Below are 17,174 nucleotides of genomic sequence, written 5' to 3'. Positions count from 1 at the left end.
GTTCACCCGGTCTCGGCCAGCCAGTGGGACAGAGCGGCGGTCGTCTTATCGGGACATTCGAGCGTCGGCAGATGGCCCGCCTCTTCGATGACCTGAAGATGCGATTGCGGCATGAGGGAGTGCATCAGCTCATGCCGATGCACGGGGCAGAGCGCGTCATGCCGACCACAGAGCACCAGCGCAGGTCCGCGATACAGGGCAAGCGTTTCGGTCTGGTCGATCCGGTCACGAAGCGCGCGGGACTGACGCAGGAAGACCTCCGGCCCGAGCGCTTCGGCCATGTCCATGCAAAGCGCGAGAATGTCGTTTCGGTCGGGACCATCGGCAAGGTAGAGCGGTTTCATCTCGTCCCGCATGACGGCCCTCAACCCACCGGCGGCGACGCGGTCCATCTGCCCCGCGCGCCGCGCTTTCACGCGGTCGGCTTCTGCGAGCGGGTTCGTATCCAGAAGGGCGAGCCCCGCGATCCGGTCCGGTGCCTGACGCAGCATCTCCATCGCCACGATGCCGCCCATGGACAGACCCGCCAGACAGAAGCGCGGTGGGGCGTCTTCAAGGATTTCTGCGGCGAGCGCATCCATCGTGTCATGCCCATCGATACCGGGCACGGTCACCTGCCGATCTGCCGACAAGGCGGCGATCTGTGGGCCGAACAGCCGGGCGTCGCACATCATCCCCGGCACGAGCAGCAAGGGAAGGCTCATCCCGCGCGTGCCGCGCCCTCGGCCAGCGCTTCCAGCTTGGCATAGGCGATGTCCGGGTCTACCGCGCCGAAGCCCGCGAAAGTGCCGAAGCCGCAGTCACTGCCTGCGACCACGCGATCCGCACCGACGATATCGACGAACCGGGCGATCCGCTGAGCGACCAGATCGGGATGCTCGACGAAGTTGGTGGTGGTATCGACCACGCCCGGCACCAGCACCTTGTCCTCGGGAATATCCGTCGCGCGGTCGCGGAAGACGGTCCACTCATGCCCGTGGCGGGGATTGGACGTCTCGAACAGCACGTAGCGCGCCTTGGCGCTCATCAGCGTGTCGAACATCTTGGCCATGGGTATGTCGCAGACATGGGGGCCTTCGTAGTTGCCCCAGCAGATATGCACCCTGACACGGTCCTCCGGCACGTCCTGAAGCGCATGGTTCAGCGCCTCGACATGGGCTCCGGCGACGCGGACGAACTCCTCGTCGCTCAGATCGGTAAAGAGCATGTGGCGGGATAGCGCGAGGTCCGGGCAGTCGAGCTGCAGGTCCAGCCCGGCGGCAACGATCGTCTCGTACTCCTCCTTCATCGCATCCGCGAGTGCGGCCAGATAGGCTTCTCTGCTGGGATAGTAATCGTTCTGCAGGAAAAGCGAGATCACGCCCGGCGAAGCGGCGTTCATGAAGCCGCGCTCGACCCCATGCGCCTCCATGGCACTCTTCAGGTTGTCGATATCCTTCTGCAACTCGCCCTGACCTTTCGACCGGACTTCGCCCACGCACATCGGACGCGCGTATTTCGGCGTGCCGCCATCGGCGGCAAGGCGCTTCAGGAAGGACGGAAACAGCTTCAGGTCGGCGGGCGCATTTCTCGGGCTGTCTCCGTCGAAGCCGGTGTAGCGGTCCTTGACGTAGGTGGCGTAGCTGATCTTGGAGGTCTCGCCATCGGAGACGATCTCGATACCCGCCTTCACCTGTTTCGCAACTGTCTCGTCGACCGCTTTCGTCATGGCCGCGTCGAAGGCGGCGGCGTCGTAAGGCTCGGCCCGCTCGCGCGCGAAAATGAAGTCGACCACCTCCTGCGTCCGGGGAAGCGAGCCGACATGCGTGGTCCTGATCCTGCTCATGGGCGGGTCTCCTTCGTCTTGCGCGCCATCAGCACGGTGTGGAAATTGCAATAGGGGTCTTCAGCCATGAAACCGGTCAGCCGCATATCCGCGCTTTCGAGAAGCGCTGCGTATTCTCCGACCGACAGGCTCGCGTGATAAACCGGCTCGCCTCCGACGCTGCCGATGCGCTCGCTTGCAATCGGACCCACCGTGACCACGAGAACACCGTCGGGCAACAAGTGGCGTGCAAGGCGCGGGATGGTCTGGCGCTGTTCATCGGGCGTCAGGTGGAAGAAACTGTCCCAGCCGATGATCCCGTGGAACCGGTCGTCAAGATCGAGGCTCCTCATGTCGGCCAGCCGCCAGTCGCCATTTGGAAACCGCTCGCGCGCGATGGCCAGCATCGCGTCCGAGAAATCGGCTCCGGTCACGTTGTAGCCCTCGCGGATAAGCCAGCCGGCGATCGGCTCTCCCGCCCCGCATCCGACATCCAGCACACGCGCGCCTTCAGGCAGGGAATCCGCAAAGCGCGACAGCCATCGCGCCTCGAAGAACGCGCGGGACCGGGCCGCGTCGTAATCCTCGGCGCGGCGGTCGTAGACGCCCTTGATGTCGCTGGGGTCGGTATTCGTCATTCAGGTGTCCAGGTCTTGCCGGCCGGATCGTCCGTACCGATGACATGATAAAGCGCGGCTTCGCCCGTCATCGACGGCACCGCGCCATGATCCAGCCCGGCCGGAACGCTCATCGTGTCACCCGGGGCGAGCACGGCCTCGCCGCCGTCCCAGAACACGCGCCAGTGACCCTTGACCGGCATCAGAACAGAGGGCCGGTCGTGGCTGTGCATCGCTTCGCTGGCGCTGCCGCGGGTCACCAAATCGACCTCGAAGCCGGGCTTGTCCCGAAGCATGCCGTTTTCCCCGATCACCTTGACGGGTTTCCGGTCGGCCAGCGCGACCATGTCCCAATAGCGCGCCACATAATGCGGGACCACGTCGCGCGTCGTAGGTTCCGGGAAGGTCGTCAGTTCCTCATCGGTCAGTAACGGCATCGGCGCCACGCCCTCGGGCAGGCTTTGGCCCTTCTTCGTGTCGTAGAGCTTGCCGTTTTCGCCCAAGACCAGCCCATGATCGCGCGCGTCCTCGATCACCTGCGGCGCCCAGATCACGCCGCCGCCTGCGTCGTCACCGCCAAGGATCGCCATGATCATCCCGTAGTCGGTGCCGATATTCTCGAAACCCCGGAAGATGCCTGTCGGGATGTTGAAGATGTCGCCTTCCTCAAGGACCACTTCGCCCGCGTTTCCCCACCGGCCCCAGAAGAAGCGCCAGCGTCCGGAAAGGACGAAAAACACTTCGGCCGTACGGTGAGAGTGGAGCGAGTTCCGGCACTTGGGCGGCTGACCCGCCGCGCCGATATTGAAGCCGTGCGGCTTGGCGATGTGCACATGCTGATCGGGGCTTTCGGACACGCCACCGCCGATGATCGTGAAGTTTTCCTTCTGGTCCGAGCCGGGCGTGTGGGCGTCGATGAAGGCCGTCTTGCAGGGGCGGAGTTCGCCGTAGCGGACGATGTCGGGGGTCATGTAATCTTCTCCAAACGGTCCCGGAACAAGCGGTCAGGCCGTCCCGAGGTGAATCTGCTTCCAGATGGCGATTTCGTCCCAGAGGGCGAATTCCCGTCGCAGGCCCCAGGGGCCGAACTCGGCATGGCTCATGCCCATCACGTGGACATGGGCGCCGGTCGGCTTGCCGAAGCTGCCCCAGCCTTCGTGTAAACCGTTCAGCGACCAGCGGATCGCGGCGCGCGGCGGCAGCATCCCGCCCTCCATCCCGATCTGGTGGTGGATCCTGAACGTCGCATTCGGAAACGAGGACCGAAGCCCAAGCCACTGGGCCGTGACGCCTTCGGTCCCAAGGACCGAGACCGCACCGGCGTACTCCCCGATAACCGCCCGATCATAGGTTTCGCGGATATGGGTGAAATCCTTATCCATGATGCGGCTCAGCGTGTCGGCATAGCGCTGGCCCCACTCGTTGTCGTTACCGGTACCGTGATAGCCGCCATCGACATCCATGTCGGGGGTGAAGGGGCGGGCGGCGGCCTCTGGCCCGCCCTCGGCAGCGATCAGTGTCTCGGCATAGTCGCGCGGCGACAGGCCAAGCTGCCTGACAATGCCGCCATAGTCCCGGACAAGCCATTCGTCATAGATCGTGTCGGCCTTCGCCGCGCAGTCCGCGATGACGCGGACGGTCCATGTCTTGCCCGTCGCTGGTCCGAACTGACCGTCGGCGCTGTGGGTCGCGGTAGTGATCAGCCGGTGCGAGGACAGGTACCCCGCTTCGTCATCGCCAGACCAGATCACGTCCTCGCCGAAAAGCTGCCTATCGGGAAACTCGTGACAGGTCGCCATCGTCGAGGCGATGACCGACTGATTGCCGCGCTGAATGCCCATGGGGGAGCGGACGGGAATGTCATCCGAATAATAGTGATTGAGCGTGGCGATGCCCCGGTCTTCCCAGATCTCCTTGGTGATCCCGATGATGTAATCGGGAAAGTCCCGCCACTTGTCGGAAAAGCCCTTCATGTCTTCCATCCTTCCGGAATACGCGCGGACGCGCGCACGATGAGCGGCCCCGCGATCTCGACTTTCTGTGCCGGGCGATCACGGTCCGCGATCTGTCCCAGAAGCGTGTCGACAGTGGCCTCGACCATGCGGTTCATCGGCTGACGCACGCTGGTCAGGCTGTAGGCATCCCAGGACGCCAGTGGCACGTCGTCGTAGCCCACGACCGAGACATCATTCGGCACGCTCAGGCCCAACTCGCTGCGGAGCGTGTCCATGACGGCAAAGGCCATGTGGTCGTTGCCGACGAAGATGGCATCGGGCGGGTCGGAGCGGGCCATGAGCACCCGCGCCGCCGACTGCGCCGCCTCGCGGCTGTACATCCCGTCGATTTCGGCCAGGAGAGGCACGCCTGCGGCCTTCAGCCCCTGCCGGAACCCGAGCGCGCGGTCGCGGCCCGTGGACGACCCTTGCCAGCCCGCGATATGCGCGATGCGACGATGCCCGCCCGCCACGAAAAACTCGGCCACCTGCCGCCCGCCGTCGATATTGGCCGACGTCACCGAGGACAGGCCCAGACCGTCCTGCCCCCGGTTGAACAGAACCACGGGAATCCCGGCACTGGCGCAGCGCTCGGTCAGGTCTGAACTGATCGAGACCGAGGCGAAAACGATGCCTTCCACCTGATAGTCCATCAGCTCCTGCACGATGGGCTCCACGTTGTCGGTCGCGTTCGACGCCATGAAGACCAGAACGTGATAGCCCTCGGCCTGAAGCGCGTTCGACAGACGCTCCAGCGCGACCGGATAGAACTGGTTGTCGAGATACGCGACGACCAGCCCGATCATCCGGCTCTTGCCGGTGATCATGGCGCGGGCCAGCGTGTTGGGCCGGTAGCCCAACTGATCCGCCGCCGCGCGTACTTTGGCGATGGTCGCTTTCGAGGCCGAAGCCCCCGAGAACACACGGCTAACCGCCGACTGACTGACTTTGGCCAGCCGCGCGACGTCAAGCGATGTGACCTTCTCGACCATCAGTCCGCCGTCCAGCCCCCGTCGACCAGGATCGACGTCCCCGTGACCAGCGACGCCGCGTCCGACGCCAGCCAGACCACCGCGCCCATGATGTCCTCGACCTCGCCCACGCGGCCCAGCTTGATCTTGTCCTCGATCCACGCGACGCGCTCGGGGTTGTCGAAGGTGGGCGCGGTCAGCGGCGTGCGGATGAAGGTCGGGCAGATCGTGTTGACGCGAATGCCCTTCGGGCCCCACTCGATCGCCATGGATTTCACCATACCCTCCAGCCCGTGTTTCGACGCGGCATAGACCGCCCGGTCGATTCCGCCGACGTGGCCCATTTGCGAGGAGATATGGATGATGCTGCCGCGTATCCCGGCGGCCATCTGCGCCCGCGCTACTTCCGCCGACAGGAAGTATGCACCGCGCATGTTCAGGTCCATCACCGCGTCGTAATCCTGGGGCTGCGTATCGACTGCCGGCGAATGCCGCGCCGTACCTGCCGCGTTGACCAGAATGTGAAACGCGTCGGCCGTGGAAAGCGCCGTGCCGATCCCCTCGATATCCGCCGCGTCGAGCGCCATCGCCTCGGCGGACCATCCGGCATCGCGCATTGCGGCGACCGTGTCTTCCAGCCGCTCGACGCCGCGCGCCGCGCACACCACATGCGCGCCGGCCTCGGCCAATGCGACCGCCGCCCCCTGACCGATGCCGGAGGAAGCGCCGGTCACCAGCGCGCGCCGGCCATCGAGCCGGAAGGACGGAGTGCGGGGCAGTTGGGTCGTCATGGCTGCCTCCTATTCCGCCGCATCCAGCGGCTCGGCGGCTGCGCCATAAGGCACGTTCCGTCCGCCGTAGCGGCGCACGCGAATGTTGCACTGCTCGGCGTGGCCGACGAAGCCCTCCAGCATACAAAGCCGCGAGCCGTATTCGCCCACCATGGCCGCCGCCTCGTCGGTGGTGACCTTCTGATAGCTGTGGGTCTTGAGGAACTTGCCCACCCAGAGACCGCCCGTGTACCGCCCCGCCTTGCGCGTGGGCAGCGTGTGATTGGTGCCGATGACCTTGTCGCCGTTGGCGACGTTCGTGCGGGGGCCAAGAAAAAGAGCGCCGTAGGAATGCATGTGTTCGAGATACCAGTTGTCGCGGTCCGTCATGACCTGCACATGCTCGTAGGCCATGTCGTTGGCAACGGCCAGCATCTCGTCATGGGTGTCGCAAAGGATCACGTCGCCATAATCCTGCCAGCTGGTCCGGGCGGTTTCGGCCGTGGGCAGGATGGCGAGCAGGCGCTCGATCTCGGCCAGCGTCCCTTCCGCAAGGCTCCGGCTGTTGGTGATCAGGCAGGCGGGCGAGTTATAGCCATGTTCGGCCTGACCCAGAAGGTCGGTGGCGCAGAGCTCGGCATCCACCGTGTCATCCGCGATCACCATGGTCTCGGTCGGACCGGCGAAAAGGTCTATGCCGACCCGTCCGAAAAGCTGCCGCTTGGCCTCGGCCACAAAGGCGTTACCGGGGCCGACCAGCATATGCACGGGCTCGATCGTCTCCGTGCCGATGGCCATGGCGCCGACGGCCTGAATGCCGCCCATGACGTAGATCTCATGGGCGCCGCCCAGATGCATCGCAGCCACGATGGCCGGATGGGGGGCGCCAGCAACCGGCGGGGCCGAGGCGATGATGCGCGGCACGCCCGCGACGCTGGCCGTCAGCACGGACATATGGGCCGACGCCACCATCGGGAACTTGCCGCCCGGCACATAGCAGCCCACGGACTGCACGGGGATGTTACGGTGACCAAGGATGACGCCCGGAAGCGTCTCGACCTCGATGTCCGTCATCGATGCGCGCTGTGCCCCTGCGAACCGCCGAATCTGGTCCTGCGCGAAACGGATGTCCTCTATATCGCGGGTCGAGACCTTTTGCATGGCCGCTTCGATCTCGGACCCGGTCAGGCGAAAGCTCTCGGGCGCGTAATTGTCGAACTTCTGCGACAGGTCGCGGACTGCCGCATCGCCCCGCGCCTCGATATCGGCCAGCGTCGCCTCGACCGTGGCGCGCACGCGGGCGTCATCCTCGGCGCGTTCTGTTTCGGGTTTCGATGTCTTCAGCCGCGTGATCGCCATGGTCCGCCCTCAGAGCCCTTCGTCATCCGGCACGGGCTTTTCGCCCCGGTCATAGGCTTCCCAGCCCTCGCCGCCGAAGACATCGCGGCCAAGCTGAAGCAGCACCGACGCGAAATCGACCGAGACCGGGTTGTCGATGATACGGCCATCCTCGATCCGCCAGAAATCCATGTAGGGAATGCGTACGCGCTTGCCGGTGGCCGGAATGCCCATGAACGTGCCGGAATGGGTGGCTTCGATATGTCCGAAACACGCGGCCCACTCGCCATCCGCCATGAAGTGCTCGGTCTTGTAGTCGCGCTCGGTGAACGCCTTGCGGAACGGCTTTTGCCAATGGCTGCGGAAGGCCTCGACACCTTCTTTCGTGCCGCAGCCGACATTCCCCCGCCAGACGAAATCCTCATGGAAATACCGGGTCATATCCAGTTCGCCCGCCGCCAATCCGGCTTCCATCTGCTTCACGGCGGCCAGTGAGGCGGCGCTCTGCTTGGCGTGTTCTTCGTAGTTCATTCCGACCCTCAGCTTGTCGTTTCGTGTCAGATGCGCTCGCCGCTTGTCGCGTCGAACAGGTGGCAGATGCCCGCCGGAACCGAGGCCGCGAACGGGTCTCCGATTTCGGCACGGAAATCCTTGGGCGCCTTGACCGATACCAGCGCGCCGCCCGCCTTGACCGTCACCATGGTCGCATCGCCCAGAAGTTCGAGCGAATAGACCGGGGCGCTTACCTCGCCTTCGCCGGCTGGTTGTGCGTCCTCGGCGCGGAAGCCAAGGGTGACCGGCCCGTCCGGTCCCGTCAGGCCGGCAACCTGGATGTTCTTTGCCGAGAAGACGCCGCCCGACAGGGTCCCTTCAATCAGGTTCATGGCGGGTGAGCCGATGAAGCCCGCGACAAAGGCATTGGCCGGGCGGTCGTAGATGTCGGTGGGAGTGCCTACCTGTTGAACGACGCCCTTGTTCATGACGACCACACGGTCGGCCAGCGTCATCGCTTCGATCTGGTCGTGAGTGACGTAGATGGTGGTGACCTGAAGCTCGTGGCTGAGATTCTTGATTTGTGCACGGGTCGAGACGCGCAGTTTGGCGTCGAGGTTCGACAGCGGCTCGTCCATCAGAAAGACATTGGGCTGACGTACGATGGCGCGGGCAAGCGCGACCCGCTGCCGTTGACCACCTGACAGTTCAGCAGGCCGGCGATGCAGGAAATCGTCCAGCTCGACCATGGCTGAGGCGCGGCGGACGCGCTCGTCATGTTCGGCCTCGGGAATGCGCCGGACCTTCAGAGGGAAGCGGATGTTTTCGTAGACGTTCATGTTCGGGTAGAGCGCGTAGCTCTGGAACACCATGGCCACGTCACGGTCCTTGGGTTCCAGCCCGTTCACGCGCTTGCCGTCGACCAGAATATCGCCCTCTGTGGCATCCTCCAGCCCGGCGATCATGCGCATGGTCGTGGTCTTGCCGCAGCCCGAGGGGCCCAGAAGGACAAGGAACTCCCTGTCGGGGATCGTCAGGTCGAAATTGGCGACGCCGACGAAATCGCCCCAGCGTTTCGAGATGTTGCGAAGCTGCACTTCCGCCATGACGCGCCTCTTTAATGCATACGAATGCAAATCAGTTAGGCACGATTCATTAAATGCGGCAACACCTTATTTTTATGACCTATGAGAAATGACGCCTCTAGAAGAAAAGTCTTGCCAGAACGTAATTGATGCGACGTAATTGCAGACGTATGCAAACGGATTTCCGATTCGTGCGCACCCGTGACAGCGATGCAATCGTCGCGCCCAAACAGCCCCGCTGAACAGGGGCGAAGCAACAGGGGGTCGAAGGACCATGACTTTTCTCAGAACAACAGCCTTGGCGAGCGCCGCCATCTTTGCAGGGTCCGCGGCCTTTGCGGGATGCGGGTTGAGCGGCGGCAACGTCAACATCCTGGGCAACGACTTCGCCGCGATTCAGTCGGTCGTGGCGGGTGCCGCCGAATGCGCGGGCGACGGCGTGACCGTCGAGTCCAACCTGACGACCGAGCATCGTGACCTTCAGGTCGCCGCTCTGACCGCCAACCCGGCGCAGTACACCTCGGCGATCGTGGCGAACTCGTCCATCGTTCCGCTGATCAACGAAGACCTGATCCGTCCGCTGGACGATCTGGTGGCGAAGCACGGCCAGAACCTGAACCCGACCCAGCTGATCACCGTCGACGGCAAGGTCATGGCCATTGCCTTCATGGCGAACGCGCAGCACCTCTATTACCGCTCCGACATTCTGGAGGCCGCCGGAATCGAGCCGCCGACGACCTATGAAGAGGTCATTGCCGCTGCGCAGAAGCTGGAAGCGGACGGGGTGATGCAGAACCCCTATGCAATGAATTCGCAGACGGGCTGGAACCTGGGCGAAGAGTTCGTGAACATGTATCTCGGCCATGGCGGCCAGTTTTTCGAGCCGGGCACGGCGCGCCCGTCGATCAACAACGAAACCGGTGTCGCAACGCTGAACACGCTCAAAGCGCTGGCTGACGTGTCGAACCCCGATTTCCTGACATTCGACTCGAACGCGACGGCAGCGCTGTGGGAGTCCGGCAGTCTGGCGCTGGCGACCATGTGGGGCTCGCGCGCGGCGCCGATCCTCGATGACGAAGGTTCGACCGAAGAAGTCACCTCGACCACAGTTCTGGCTGCCGCGCCCACCGTCGCAGGCGGGAACACACCCGCCTCGACTCTCTGGTGGGACGGCTTCACCATCGCCAAGAACATCTCGGACGAGGATGCCGAGGCCACTTTCGTCGCACTTCTGAATGGAATGACGGAAGACCGGATCGCGGCCAACAACGACCTCGCCGTCTGGCTGGCGCCGGGCTACACGCCGGGCGCAACCGCAGAGGGTGTATTCGCGACCGCTACTGCCGGCGCACGTCCCTACCCGATGATCCCATTCATGGGCCTTATGCATACGGCGCTGGGCAACGAACTCTCGGACTTCCTGCAGGGCAATGAGAGCGCCGAGCAGGCTCTGGCCGATGTCGAAGCGGCCTATACCGCCGCTGCCCGTGAACAGGGCTTCCTGAACTAAGACCCGAAACGGGGCGGCCTGACGGGGCCGCCCCGAACGCTGCGGGACAAGGGGCGCATCATGCCGCACAAGACCTTCTTCTGGTTCATCCTTCCGTCCCTCGCGGCGATGCTGCTCTTCATCGCGCTACCCATTGTTTCGGTCGCGATTCAGTCGCTTCATATCGAACACGAACAGGTCCTCATCACTGTCGAGAACTGCGGCCCATTTGGCTGCGAACAGGAAACCGTTGTCGACACTGCCGCCACCGCTGAATTACGGCAGGCGCAGCCACTGGGTCGGTTCAACGGGCTCGGCACCTATTTCGACCGTGGACATCTGGCGACCGCCGAAGTGGCCGAGATCTGGCGAACCGCCGATGGGATCAGAGAATTCTTCTCGCGGCTGATGAACCTGCCTTTTTACAAGGCGCTGGTCTTTACGCTGGCCTACACCGCTATCGTGACACCAAGCGTCATTCTGCTGGGCATGGCGATCGCTCTGGGCGTCAACGCGTTGCCGCGCATGTTCCGGGGTCCGACGATCTTCGTGTCGCTTCTCCCGATGATCGTGACGCCTCTGATCGGCTCGCTGATCCTGTTCTGGATGATCGACGCCGAGGGCATCATCGGGAAGACACTTCAGGTCCTGTTCGACGATCCCGAACTGTCGCTCAAGGCGTCCCCGACGCTGACCTGGATCACGCTTTTCGTCTACGGCATCTGGCACTCCGCGCCCTTCGCCTTCGTCGTCTTCTACGCCGGTCTTCAGACCGTGCCGGGCGAAACGCTGGAAGCCGCCATGGTCGACGGGGCCAGCCGGTGGGAGCGTATCCGCTATGTGGTCATCCCCTACATGGCGCCGCTCGTGGTCTTCGTGACGCTGATCCAGCTTATGGACAACTTCCGGGTCTTCGAGCCCATCGTCGGCTTTTCGGCCGAGGCGAACGCAACCTCGCTGAGTTACATCATCTATAGTGACCTCCGCGGCGACGTGGCGCGCTTCGGGTCGGCGGCGGCGACGTCCCTTCTGACGATCGTGGGTGTTGCGATCCTGCTTACGCCGGTGCTGATCCGCACCTGGCGCGATTTCAACCGGAAGAGGGCCTGAGCCATGTCAGCGACCGCAGCCACCCGCCGCTCGCCTGCGCTGATCGCGTTCTCGACCGGCTTCGTGATCCTCTGGGTCGTCCTTGCCTCATTCCCGTTCCTCTGGACCCTCTGGGGATCGTTCAAGGTTCAGGGCGACTTCTTCTCGAAGGCAGACTGGATGAACGCCCTCTGGGGCACCCGAACGCTGGTCGAGACCGGTGCCACTTTCACCGGTCAGGCCTATCACGGCGCGTGGGTCGAGCAGGATTTCTGGCGGTCCGCGCTGAACACGATGATCGTCGTCGTCTTCACCGTCATCGTCTCGCTGACCTTCGGTACGCTCGGCGGCTATGCGCTGGCGCGGTCCGGATTCCGCTATGCCTTCTGGCTTCTGATGATCGCGCTGATCTTTCGTGCGATGCCGCATATCACGCTGGTTTCGGGCTATCTTCTGCCCTTCTTCGAATGGAACCTCTGGGGTCATCTGCCCACTGCGGTCATCGTGCTGGTGGCGATCAATCAGCCCTTCACGCTCTGGATGCTGCATTCCTTCTTTCTGAACATCCCGAAGGACCTGGACGAAAGCGCCATGGTCGACGGTTGCACCCGGTTTCAGGCGTTCCGCCATGTGATCGTGCCGGTGATGTGGCCGGGAGTAATTACCACGGGCCTGTTCTCTTTCCTGCTGGCCTACAATGACTTCGCCGTGACCGCGATGCTGCTCAGCCAGGAAAATCAGACGATGGTGCCCAAGATCGCGTCTTTCCTCGGCTCGACCTTCGAGGAAGGAAACGTCATGTTCGCCGTGGCGGCGGTGGTCTCGGCCACGGCGCCGCTCTTCGTGTTGGTCATGTTCTTCCAGCGGCAGATCGTGTCCGGTCTGACGGCGGGGGCGGTGAAGGGTTAGTCAGACGTGGATCTGCAAAAGGCCAAGCGGGTTGTCCGCGACTATTACGATGCGCTCGACAGCGCCGCCCCGGACTCAGCTGCCGACGTTATGGCGGCGCACACGACAGCCGATTTCCTCTGGCGGGGCTATCACCCGTGGGGCGAGATCGGCGACGCGGCGGAGGTCGGTGAACGCTTCTGGACACCTCTCCGGACGGCGCTGACGCCGCTGCAGCGGCGGCTGGACATCTTCATCGCGGGGCAGAACGCCATCGACGGCGGCGCCACTGTCTGGGTCGCCTCAATGGGTCATCTCATGGGCCTGTTCGACCACCCCTGGCTGGGCATCCGACCCACCCGCAAGATCGCGATGCTGCGCTACGCCGCCTTTCACCGGGTCGAGGGCGACCGGATCGCAGACGAGGCGATGTTCTTCGATATTCCCCATCTGATGATGCAGGCGGGGCTATCCCCATTTCCGCCGCAGACCGGCGCGCATCTGGTCCAGCCGGGGCCGATGCCTCATGACGCGCTGCTGTTCGAGCCGCGGCCGGAGATCGAAGGGAAAGAGACGCTCGCCGCCATCGACCGCATGGTGACCGACATCCGGGACTGGCAGAAGGGCGAACCGATCGAGACCGAACTGCGCCGAAGCTGGCACGAAGACATGATCTGGTGGGGCCCTGCCGGGATCGGAGCGACCTACACCATCCCGCGCTATGCCGAGCAGCACGCCGGTCCGTTCCGCGCGGCCTTTGCGAAGCGCACCTTCAACGGCCACGTCGCCAAGATCGGCGAGGGGCATTACGGCGGCTTTTTCGGCTGGCCGAACCTGACGCTGGATCATGGCGGCGGCTTCATGGGGATGCCGGGCACCGGGACCGGCGACATGCGGGTGATCGACATGTACCGCCGCAGGGGCGACAAGCTGGTCGAGAACTGGATCTTCATTGATCTTCTGCATTTCTGGAAGCAGCAGGGCGTCGATATTCTGGCTCGCACCACCGGGATCGACCGCGCCTGATTGACCTTTCCTGCGGCTGGCCGCACGATTCCGGGCATGAGTGATTTAGAGACACGTATTGCACAGGCTCGGGGCGATGCCCCAGCCGATATCGTCCTCAGCGGCGGGCAGGTCTTCGACCTGATCACGGGCGAGATGCTGACCGGCGACGTCGCGTTGACAGGTGACCGCATCGCGGGCATCGGTACCTACGAGGGGCGCGAGGTGGTAGACGTCAGCGGACTGACGCTGGTGCCGGGGTTCATTGACACGCATCTGCATATCGAGTCCTCGCTCATCACGCCATACGAGTTCGACCGCTGCGTGACGCCGCGCGGCGTCACCACAGCCATCTGCGACCCGCACGAGATCGCCAACGTGATCGGTGCCGAGGGCATCCGCTATTTCCAGACGGCGTCCGAGGCGACCCTCATGGACATCCGGGTGCAGCTTTCGTCCTGCGTTCCCTCGACCGACATGGAGACCGCAGGCGCGGCGCTCGACGCCGATGACCTCGCCGCGCTGATGGGGCACCCGTCGGGAATCGGGCTGGCCGAATTCATGAACTATCCCGGCGTGATCCATCGCGATCCCGGTGCCATGTCCAAGCTGCGCCTGTTCGAGGGAGGTCATATCGACGGGCATTGTCCGCTTCTGTCAGGCATGGACCTGAACGCCTATGTCGCCGCTGGCATCCGCACCGAGCACGAGGCGACCAGCGCCGACGAGGCGCGCGAAAAGCTGCAAAAGGGGATGCGCGTTCTGATCCGAGAGGGATCGGTGTCCAAGGATCTGCTGGCGCTGCAACCGCTTCTGACCGAGCGGACCTCACCCTACATGTGCCTTTGCACCGATGACCGGAACCCGCTCGATATCTTCGAGCACGGGCATCTGGACTATATGATCCGAACCCTGATCGCGAAGGGGACGCCGCCGCTTGCCGCGTACCGCGCTGCGTCGCTATCCGCCGCCGAGGCGTTCGGCCTGAAGGACCGCGGTCTCATCGCGCCCGGCCTCCGCGCTGATATTGTGGCGCTCGACAGTCTTGAGGGCTGCCACGCGCAGATGGTCTTCGCCGGTGGCGTCCGCGTCACGGAGGACGCTTTCGCCGGCCGCACGATCGCGCCGCCGGTGGGGCGCGGGTCCGTCAGCGCGCCTGCCATCACGCCCGAGACCTTTCGCGCCACCGCGAACCGTGAAGAGACCGACGTCATCGGTATCCTCGAAGGCAAGATCATTACCGAGCACCTGACGGAAACCATTCCCATCGTCGACGGGGACAAGCGCCCCGATCCGTCGCGGGACCTGATCCGCGTCGCCGTCATCGAGAGGCATGGGCGGAACGGAAACAGCGCGACGGGCTTCGTCAGGGGTTTCGGGATGAAGGCCGGGGCCATCGCCTCGACCGTCTGTCATGACCATCACAACATTTGCGCCGTGGGCGTCGATTACGCCGACATGGCGCTGGCCGCCAACCGCCTGACCGAGATCGAAGGCGGTTTCGTGGTGGCCGGGGGCGGCAAGGTTCTGGCCGAACTTGCGCTGCCGATTGCGGGGCTCATGAGCCTCGACAGTTTCGAAACAGTGCGGGACGCACTTGTCGATCTCCGCGCTGCCGCCCGGTCACTGGGAGTCGTTCTGGAAGAGCCGTTCCTGCAACTCGCCTTTCTCGCTTTGCCTGTCATTCCGGCGCTCAAGATCACCGACCGGGGCATGGTCGACGTGACCCGCTTCGAGATCATCGGCTAAAGTGAATTTTCTGCACTCCGGCAAGGGTTCCTTAACCAAGATTGCCGAAAACCTGCCTGAGCGCGGGGGTTAACGGCCTGTCAAACCCCCGATTCCGGGGAGGCAGAAATGGCCCAGCTTGCGGTTGATCAGGTGCTGGACGCGGGCGATCTGGGGATCGCCGCCGGCCTGACGGATCTGCTGTTCGCGGAAATCGGCGGGCGGCGTATTCTCTATGCGCTGAACAGGGCCGAGGGCGAGCTTCTGGAGTTCTCCGTTGCGCCCGATGGGACGCTCACCCTCGTGACGACCTTGCCGCTCTCGGGCAGCTTCTCGGTGGGCAGCGATCCGGAATTGACCCTTGTGGGCGACCGGCTGGCGATTGCGGGTCTCGACCCTGTGGCCGGTGCTTTCGTCACCCTAAACACCACCGGGGGTCTTGTTGCGCAAAGCGTCGATCCGGCGCCCGGGCTTCTGGACGCGCCCGCCGCCTTCACGCTTTGGTCCGATCAGGCGCTGCTGACGGGCGATGCCGGGGGCGGCGTGTCTCTTTATCGCGATGCGGGCGCGGGCCTCGTCCACGCGGCCAGCCTTGCCGATACAGCCGACCGATACCTTGCCGATATTGCGGCGAGCGCTGTTCTGCCGGGTAGCGGCGGCGCGATGATCGCGCTGGCATCGGCCACCGAGAACGGGGTGACATTGCTCGCAGCCACGCCTGCCGGAACCCTGTCGGTCGCATCGAGCTTCGGCGCTGCCGAGGGTTTGCCCGCTTCGACGCCCACCGATATCGCCGCGGTGACCCATGCGGGCCGCGACCACCTCGTCCTGGCCTCATCGGGAAGCTCGTCTCTCAGCATTCTGACGGTCGACCCCGCGGGTGGCATGAAACTGGCTGATCATGTGCTCGATTCCACGGCGACGCGCTTTCAGTCGGTGCAATCGGTCGACGCCGTAACATTGGGCGATTTCGCCTATGTCGCCGCCGGGGGCAGCGACGGGGGCGTCACGCTCTTCACGCTTTTGCCGGATGGGCGGCTGATCCACCTCGCAACGGTGACGGATACGGCGGCGACGACGCTTTACCGGGTCTCGTCGGTTTCGCTCTTCGCGACATCGGGCACCTTGAACCTCGCCGTCACCTCGCAATGGGAGGCGGGAGTGACGCGGCTCGCCTACGACATCGGCAACCTTGGCGCGGTCTTCGTGATGGAGGACGGCGATCCGGGGCAGGGCACCAGCGATGACGATCAGATCATCGGCACGGATGTGGGCGACACGATCTCGGGCGGCAGCGGCGACGACATCCTGTCCGATGGCGCTGGCAGCGATGTGCTGACCGGAGGCTTCGGCGCGGACCTGTTCGTCTTTGCCGCTGACGGGGTGGCTGACCAGGTCACCGACTACCGCAAAGGACAGGACCGGCTGGATCTCTCTGCCTGGGATTTCCTGACGGATGTCTCGCAACTGACCGTCACGCCCACCGCCAATGGCGCGATTCTGAGTTTTCGCGACGAGGTGATCGAGATCACCACGTTTGATGGCGCGCCCCTGTCGGCGGCGGATTTCACCAATGCCGATATCCTGAACGTGGATCGTCCGTCCTTCCTGCCGATCGACCAGACCCTCAAGGGCGGGCCGCTGGGAGATTTTCTGAAAGGCGGTGCCGGAGACGACGTCATTCAGGGGAATGACGGCGCCGATTTCCTGTTTGGCGCTTTCGGCGCGGATATCCTCAGCGGTGGCGACGGCGCCGACACGCTGGACGGCGGCGCAGGTAATGACACGCTTCAGGGCGATGCCGCGAATGACAGCATCGCGGGCGGCGAGGGCGACGACCTGATCGACGGGGGCGCCGGGTCGGACATTATCTATGGCGATGCCTTCGACATGATCTGACGGGA

16 protein-coding genes are annotated in these 17,174 nt (G+C 64.1%); 6 read left to right on the top strand and 10 right to left on the bottom strand.

What is annotated here, in order from left to right; translation table 11 throughout:
- Positions 1-2: 2 nt before the first annotated feature.
- From GQ651_RS09605 to GQ651_RS09560, 10 genes are read right to left on the bottom strand one after another with little or no spacing between them, the layout of a single operon-like run.
- A complete protein-coding gene (locus tag GQ651_RS09605; protein ID WP_160764048.1) occupies positions 3-704 on the bottom strand; it encodes an alpha/beta fold hydrolase in 702 nt (233 codons plus the stop codon).
- Positions 701-1,825, bottom strand: coding sequence for a cobalamin-independent methionine synthase II family protein (locus tag GQ651_RS09600; protein ID WP_160764047.1), 1,125 nt, complete (start codon positions 1,823-1,825; stop codon positions 701-703). Before GQ651_RS09600 ends, GQ651_RS09605 begins: the two co-directional genes overlap by 4 nt.
- Entirely contained in the window at positions 1,822-2,442 is a 621-nt protein-coding gene (locus GQ651_RS09595) for a class I SAM-dependent methyltransferase (RefSeq protein ID WP_160764046.1), read from the bottom strand. The genes GQ651_RS09600 and GQ651_RS09595 overlap by 4 nt, the downstream gene beginning before the upstream one ends.
- Positions 2,439-3,392, bottom strand: coding sequence for a cupin domain-containing protein (locus GQ651_RS09590; RefSeq protein ID WP_160764045.1), 954 nt, complete (start codon positions 3,390-3,392; stop codon positions 2,439-2,441). The genes GQ651_RS09595 and GQ651_RS09590 overlap by 4 nt, the downstream gene beginning before the upstream one ends.
- 33 nt (positions 3,393-3,425) lie before the next feature.
- Positions 3,426-4,394: a nuclear transport factor 2 family protein gene (locus GQ651_RS09585; RefSeq protein WP_160764044.1), complete on the bottom strand. Its 969-nt coding sequence runs from the start codon at positions 4,392-4,394 to the stop codon at positions 3,426-3,428.
- Positions 4,391-5,410: a LacI family DNA-binding transcriptional regulator gene (locus GQ651_RS09580; protein WP_160765113.1), complete on the bottom strand. Its 1,020-nt coding sequence runs from the start codon at positions 5,408-5,410 to the stop codon at positions 4,391-4,393. Before GQ651_RS09580 ends, GQ651_RS09585 begins: the two co-directional genes overlap by 4 nt.
- Entirely contained in the window at positions 5,407-6,177 is a 771-nt protein-coding gene (locus tag GQ651_RS09575; protein ID WP_160764043.1) for an SDR family NAD(P)-dependent oxidoreductase, read from the bottom strand. Before GQ651_RS09575 ends, GQ651_RS09580 begins: the two co-directional genes overlap by 4 nt.
- 9 nt (positions 6,178-6,186) lie before the next feature.
- The gene (hisD, locus tag GQ651_RS09570) at positions 6,187-7,515 is read right to left on the bottom strand and encodes a histidinol dehydrogenase (RefSeq protein ID WP_160764042.1); all 1,329 of its coding nucleotides are present in this window, start codon (positions 7,513-7,515) and stop codon (positions 6,187-6,189) included.
- A 9-nt stretch (positions 7,516-7,524) separates the two neighbouring features.
- Positions 7,525-8,025, bottom strand: a complete 501-nt coding sequence (locus tag GQ651_RS09565) for an ester cyclase (RefSeq protein WP_160764041.1) — start codon at positions 8,023-8,025, stop codon at positions 7,525-7,527.
- A 26-nt stretch (positions 8,026-8,051) separates the two neighbouring features.
- Complete coding sequence (locus GQ651_RS09560; RefSeq protein WP_160764040.1) at positions 8,052-9,092, bottom strand: ABC transporter ATP-binding protein; 1,041 nt, start codon at positions 9,090-9,092, stop codon at positions 8,052-8,054.
- Between the two features lie 253 nt (positions 9,093-9,345).
- On the opposite strand from GQ651_RS09560, the gene GQ651_RS09555 reads away from it, so the two are divergent.
- The 6 genes from GQ651_RS09555 to GQ651_RS09530 all read left to right on the top strand — a co-directional run bounded on the left by GQ651_RS09555 (position 9,346) and on the right by GQ651_RS09530 (position 17,169).
- Complete coding sequence (locus GQ651_RS09555) at positions 9,346-10,581, top strand: ABC transporter substrate-binding protein (RefSeq protein WP_160764039.1); 1,236 nt, start codon at positions 9,346-9,348, stop codon at positions 10,579-10,581.
- A gap of 60 nt (positions 10,582-10,641) precedes the next feature.
- Positions 10,642-11,670 carry a carbohydrate ABC transporter permease gene (locus GQ651_RS09550; RefSeq protein ID WP_160764038.1) on the top strand — a complete coding sequence of 343 codons (1,029 nt, stop codon included), beginning with the start codon at positions 10,642-10,644 and terminating at the stop codon, positions 11,668-11,670.
- Between the two features lie 3 nt (positions 11,671-11,673).
- Positions 11,674-12,558 (top strand): carbohydrate ABC transporter permease, encoded by an 885-nt coding sequence (locus GQ651_RS09545; RefSeq protein WP_160764037.1) that lies wholly within the window; start codon positions 11,674-11,676, stop codon positions 12,556-12,558.
- Between the two features lie 6 nt (positions 12,559-12,564).
- The gene (locus GQ651_RS09540) at positions 12,565-13,563 is read left to right on the top strand and encodes a nuclear transport factor 2 family protein (protein ID WP_160764036.1); all 999 of its coding nucleotides are present in this window, start codon (positions 12,565-12,567) and stop codon (positions 13,561-13,563) included.
- Between the two features lie 36 nt (positions 13,564-13,599).
- Positions 13,600-15,291: an adenine deaminase gene (gene ade / locus GQ651_RS09535; protein ID WP_160764035.1), complete on the top strand. Its 1,692-nt coding sequence runs from the start codon at positions 13,600-13,602 to the stop codon at positions 15,289-15,291.
- Between the two features lie 108 nt (positions 15,292-15,399).
- Complete coding sequence (locus tag GQ651_RS09530) at positions 15,400-17,169, top strand: calcium-binding protein (protein ID WP_160764034.1); 1,770 nt, start codon at positions 15,400-15,402, stop codon at positions 17,167-17,169.
- The last annotated feature ends 5 nt before the right edge of the window (positions 17,170-17,174 follow it).

This window comes from Kangsaoukella pontilimi (assembly GCF_009830125.1).
Taxonomy (GTDB): Bacteria; Pseudomonadota; Alphaproteobacteria; order Rhodobacterales; family Rhodobacteraceae; genus Kangsaoukella; species Kangsaoukella pontilimi.
This window is presented reverse-complemented; position numbering and strand designations above follow the sequence as displayed.

What these genes read in the sequence shown, in the direction of transcription:
- GQ651_RS09605 (WP_160764048.1), bottom strand. Translation starts at nt 704, where the DNA reads ATGAGCCTTCCCTTGCTGCTCGTGCCGGGGATGATGTGCGACGCCCGG.
- GQ651_RS09600 (WP_160764047.1), bottom strand. Translation starts at nt 1,825, where the DNA reads ATGAGCAGGATCAGGACCACGCATGTCGGCTCGCTTCCCCGGACGCAG.
- GQ651_RS09595 (WP_160764046.1), bottom strand. Translation starts at nt 2,442, where the DNA reads ATGACGAATACCGACCCCAGCGACATCAAGGGCGTCTACGACCGCCGC.
- GQ651_RS09590 (WP_160764045.1), bottom strand. Translation starts at nt 3,392, where the DNA reads ATGACCCCCGACATCGTCCGCTACGGCGAACTCCGCCCCTGCAAGACG.
- GQ651_RS09585 (WP_160764044.1), bottom strand. Translation starts at nt 4,394, where the DNA reads ATGAAGGGCTTTTCCGACAAGTGGCGGGACTTTCCCGATTACATCATC.
- GQ651_RS09575 (WP_160764043.1), bottom strand. Translation starts at nt 6,177, where the DNA reads ATGACGACCCAACTGCCCCGCACTCCGTCCTTCCGGCTCGATGGCCGG.
- hisD (WP_160764042.1), bottom strand. Translation starts at nt 7,515, where the DNA reads ATGGCGATCACGCGGCTGAAGACATCGAAACCCGAAACAGAACGCGCC.
- GQ651_RS09565 (WP_160764041.1), bottom strand. Translation starts at nt 8,025, where the DNA reads ATGAACTACGAAGAACACGCCAAGCAGAGCGCCGCCTCACTGGCCGCC.
- GQ651_RS09560 (WP_160764040.1), bottom strand. Translation starts at nt 9,092, where the DNA reads ATGGCGGAAGTGCAGCTTCGCAACATCTCGAAACGCTGGGGCGATTTC.
- GQ651_RS09555 (WP_160764039.1), top strand. Translation starts at nt 9,346, where the DNA reads ATGACTTTTCTCAGAACAACAGCCTTGGCGAGCGCCGCCATCTTTGCA.
- GQ651_RS09550 (WP_160764038.1), top strand. Translation starts at nt 10,642, where the DNA reads ATGCCGCACAAGACCTTCTTCTGGTTCATCCTTCCGTCCCTCGCGGCG.
- GQ651_RS09545 (WP_160764037.1), top strand. Translation starts at nt 11,674, where the DNA reads ATGTCAGCGACCGCAGCCACCCGCCGCTCGCCTGCGCTGATCGCGTTC.
- ade (WP_160764035.1), top strand. Translation starts at nt 13,600, where the DNA reads ATGAGTGATTTAGAGACACGTATTGCACAGGCTCGGGGCGATGCCCCA.
- GQ651_RS09530 (WP_160764034.1), top strand. Translation starts at nt 15,400, where the DNA reads ATGGCCCAGCTTGCGGTTGATCAGGTGCTGGACGCGGGCGATCTGGGG.